Genomic DNA, 3,586 nt, shown 5'->3' on the forward strand with positions numbered 1-3,586 from the left:
CCAACATGTTGCGTCCGAAGATGCTTAGCTCCCAATCACCACGCGTGAGCGAGATGTTGCCGTTGAGAATGAAGCTGTCGCCGGCCCAGTTGAGGTTGTCGACCTGGGAGTAGCGCTTGCTCTCGTAGGCCAGATCGCCACGGACCCGCAGCGTCAGATCGTCGGCGATCTCATGGGTGGTCTCGCCGGTGATCGTGTACTGATGCTTGGGCGTCTGGGGCAGCTGGTTACCGCTGACATCGCCGCCATCAAGCGAGTCCACGTCCAGCGGATTGCGCACGCCGCCCCGCAGGAAGGGTCCGCGACCGTCGGTATCGTAGATCTCCTGAGTGGTATCGTCGAAGAAGCGGGTGAACGTCGCATCCACATAGCTGTAGGCCGCGCGCAGATATAGCCACTCGACCGGGCGGCCCGAGAAGTCGACCTCGAAGCCCTTGATCTCCGACTCGCCCGCGTTCTGGATGATCACCACGCTGTTCGGCGTGCCATTGACCCGTGTGTAAGCCTCGCCGCGGCTGAGCTGCTGGCTCTTCCATTCGGTGTAGAAGGCGGCGACGGAGTAGTCGATCCAGCCCATCAGCCGCCCCTTGGCGCCGATCTCGTAGCTCCAGGCGGACTCTTCATCGAACAGGTCGAAGCCCTGAGTGTCAAAGAACGCCGCGTCGGCTGGGCTGATATCCGCAGGATAACCATTGAAGCCACCCGGCTTGTTGCCTTTGGCCGCCGAGACATGAAGCGTCAGGTCTGGATTGACCTTCCAACGCGCGGTCGCCCTGGGCAGGAAGTTGTCAAACTTGGCTTCGCGGATGGCGATGGGCGCGGGGGCGGGAAGGCCGGCGGTTCCCAGCACGCCAGTCGAACCGATGATCTTCTCTTTCTGGTACCGACCCTCAGCGCTGAGGGTCACAGACTCAGTCAAATCGCCTTCGATCATGGCGAAGATCGACCGGCTGCGAACGCCGTCCGCATAGTCAATCGGGCGGACGCTGGTGTTCGTGTTGGAGATCTGGAAACCTTCGCCCCGGTTCTCACGGTAGTAATAGCCGCCGACCAATCCGCGGATGCGCTGGTCCTGCGGCGTCATGAACCGCAGTTCCTGGCTGAAGTCGGAGTTGCGGTCCCGCGTGATGAGAAACGCCGGATTGGCGCTGGGCAGCAGGGTGTTGTCCTGGCCCGTGGTGCTCTTGTTGGTGTTGTAGGCGGTCACCGAGGTCAGGCTGTAGCCGCTGTCGGTGGTGTAGACGGCGTTGACGCTGGAGCGAACGAACTCCCGGTCGAGCCCGTTGTAGCCCAAGGCCTCAATGGCGTCGTTGTTGTAGGCGTAACGGGAGAGCGTCTTGACCTCGCCGCAGTAGAAGCCGCGACGGCTGGTCAGGGTGCGCGGGAACGGGCCGACTTGGGGCGTGACCAATGGCGCCGGGAAGCAGTTGTTCAGGGCGGAGCCCTGGAAGTTGTAGATGTAGCCCTTGTCTCGATCCTTGCTGTAGCCGACCGAACCGAGAATCTCGAGGTTCTCCATCGGGGTGAACAGCAGTCGCCCGCCGATGTTCGTGCTTCGCTGGTCGCCTAGGTCGCGCTTGCCGGAATCCGAGTTCACGTAGTCGCCGCCGAACACGTAGCGGCGGGCGTTCAATTCACCCAGCAGGATGTCGGGAATGATCGGGCCCGACACAAACCCTGACACCTCGTAGGAGTCATATTCAGCGACCTGCGCGCGCACGCGACCGATGAACTCGTTGCTGGGCTTGCGCGTCACGTAGTTGATGGCGCCCGAGAACGTCTGCCGGCCGAACAGAGCAGACTGGGGCCCCTTGATCACTTCAACGCGCTCAAGGTTGTCCAGCTGGTAGCTGGCGATGTTGTCCGAGACAAAGACCCCGTCGACGAAGAAGGCCGCGTTCGGCGCGCCGACTACCGACGACATGCCCCGGATGGAGGGGCGGACGCCCGCGCCGCCGCCGCCGCCTGTGCGGCCAAATCCCTGGCGGTATGAGAAGCCTGGTGTCTGCATGGCCAGATCGGAGACGTTCACCGCGTTCGAACGCGCAATCGCCTCGCTCCCCACCACCGAGATGGTGATCGGCACGTCCTGCAGCTTCTCTTCGCGCTTCCGGGCCGTCACGAGGATCTCTTCGACCGACGTGCCTTCATCGGCGGAGGTCGTCTGGGCGCCCTGAGCCAGCGCCGGCGTGGACGCGCTCATCATGAGGATCGCCATCGGCGTCCAGATCATCTTTCGCATAAATGCTCCCCCGGAGATGGCCAGATTGGATCTTAGGCCGACGTTGGGGAAAGGTTCTCAAATTTGTCCGGACAACACAAGTCGTCCCGGACGATTCCGCACCACCTGCGGCCCCGAGGCCACAATTGACAGTGGACGAGGTCCCTCGCAGGTTGTCCGGACAAATCCGAACTGTGTGTTTGGGGGGAGAGCCTTCGGATGATCGACGTGCGCACGCACCGGATCCTCTGGACGATCCACAAGTATGCGGGCCTCACCGCCTGCGTCTGGTTGTTCGTTCTGGCCGTCACCGGCGTGCTGCTAGACCATCATGAGTGGCGCTGGCAGAGCCAGGTCAGTGTTCCGTCGAGCTGGACATCCGAGCGGATCGACCGCCTCGTCCCCGGTACGGTCATGCGCTACATCGCCGCGACACCGAAGGCCGTATTTGGCGCATCCGAACGCGGCGCCTGGCGCTCCACAGACCAGGGCAAGACCTGGCGCAAGGTCAACTTCGATGGCCTTGACCATCAGCCTCAGGTGGAAGGGATTATCGGCTCCGCCGGCGCCACATTCGCCGGTGTTCATTTGACTACGGACGACGGAGTCTGGGCCCTGACCCCGGACGGGCTCTCCGCCCGGCGCGTGGCGCTAGCAGGCCAGCACCTCAGCGCCGGCAGCCTGGGTCATGAGCCGGGTGAGATCGTGGTGGTGCGTGATCACACCGAGCTGATCCGCGTGCGCCTGGCCGACGGCGCGGCGACGCCCATCGCCCGCGGCGATCAAGTCGAGGGCGTGGGCGACGAGGTGGCCTTCAACACCTTCATTCGCGAACTTCACTTCGGTCGTGGCCTGCTCCAGGGACGCGGGTCGATCTGGCTGAACGACCTCGGCGGGATCGCCATGGCGGTGCTGGCGTTATCCGGCCTGGCCTATTGGGCCATGAAGCGGTTCGGTAAATCGATCCGTTGGCCTGTCCCGGTCCGGCGCGAGACCATGCGCTGGCTCTACCGCACCCACGCCCCGATCCTCGGCCTGCTGGGCGCGATACCGATCCTCTACCTCGCCCTAACGGCGTTCCCGATGAACCACATCTACGGGTTCCTGGACGTGACCAAGGGCTGGACGGTGTCGCGCGCCTCGTTGCCGCCGGCCTATCAGCCGACCAGCCTGAATCACGAAGTCGACGGCATCGTCGCCTGGCCCAACCAGCCGGGGCGACTCTCCATCACCACGCGGTTCGGCATTCTGGAAAGCCGCGATGGCGGCCGCTCCTGGAAACTCGATGACAGCGTTCCGGACGCCGGCGCTGGGGGTAATCTGTTCCGCGCCGAGAACGCGGTGTTCATCGGTCGGGGTGGCGGC

2 protein-coding genes are annotated in these 3,586 nt (G+C 63.8%); one reads left to right on the forward strand and one right to left on the reverse strand.

Translation table 11 applies throughout. From position 1 onward, the window contains the following. Positions 1–2,242 (reverse strand): TonB-dependent receptor (locus ACIQ3R_RS16455; RefSeq protein WP_397419935.1); only part of this gene is annotated, 2,242 nt, incomplete at its 3' end. A gap of 198 nt (positions 2,243–2,440) precedes the next feature. On the opposite strand from ACIQ3R_RS16455, the gene ACIQ3R_RS16460 reads away from it, so the two are divergent. Continuing rightward, on the forward strand, positions 2,441–3,586 hold a 1,146-nt coding region (locus ACIQ3R_RS16460), incomplete at its 3' end, for a PepSY domain-containing protein (protein WP_397419936.1).

This window comes from Phenylobacterium sp. (assembly GCF_044371015.1).
Taxonomy (GTDB): domain Bacteria; phylum Pseudomonadota; class Alphaproteobacteria; order Caulobacterales; family Caulobacteraceae; genus Phenylobacterium.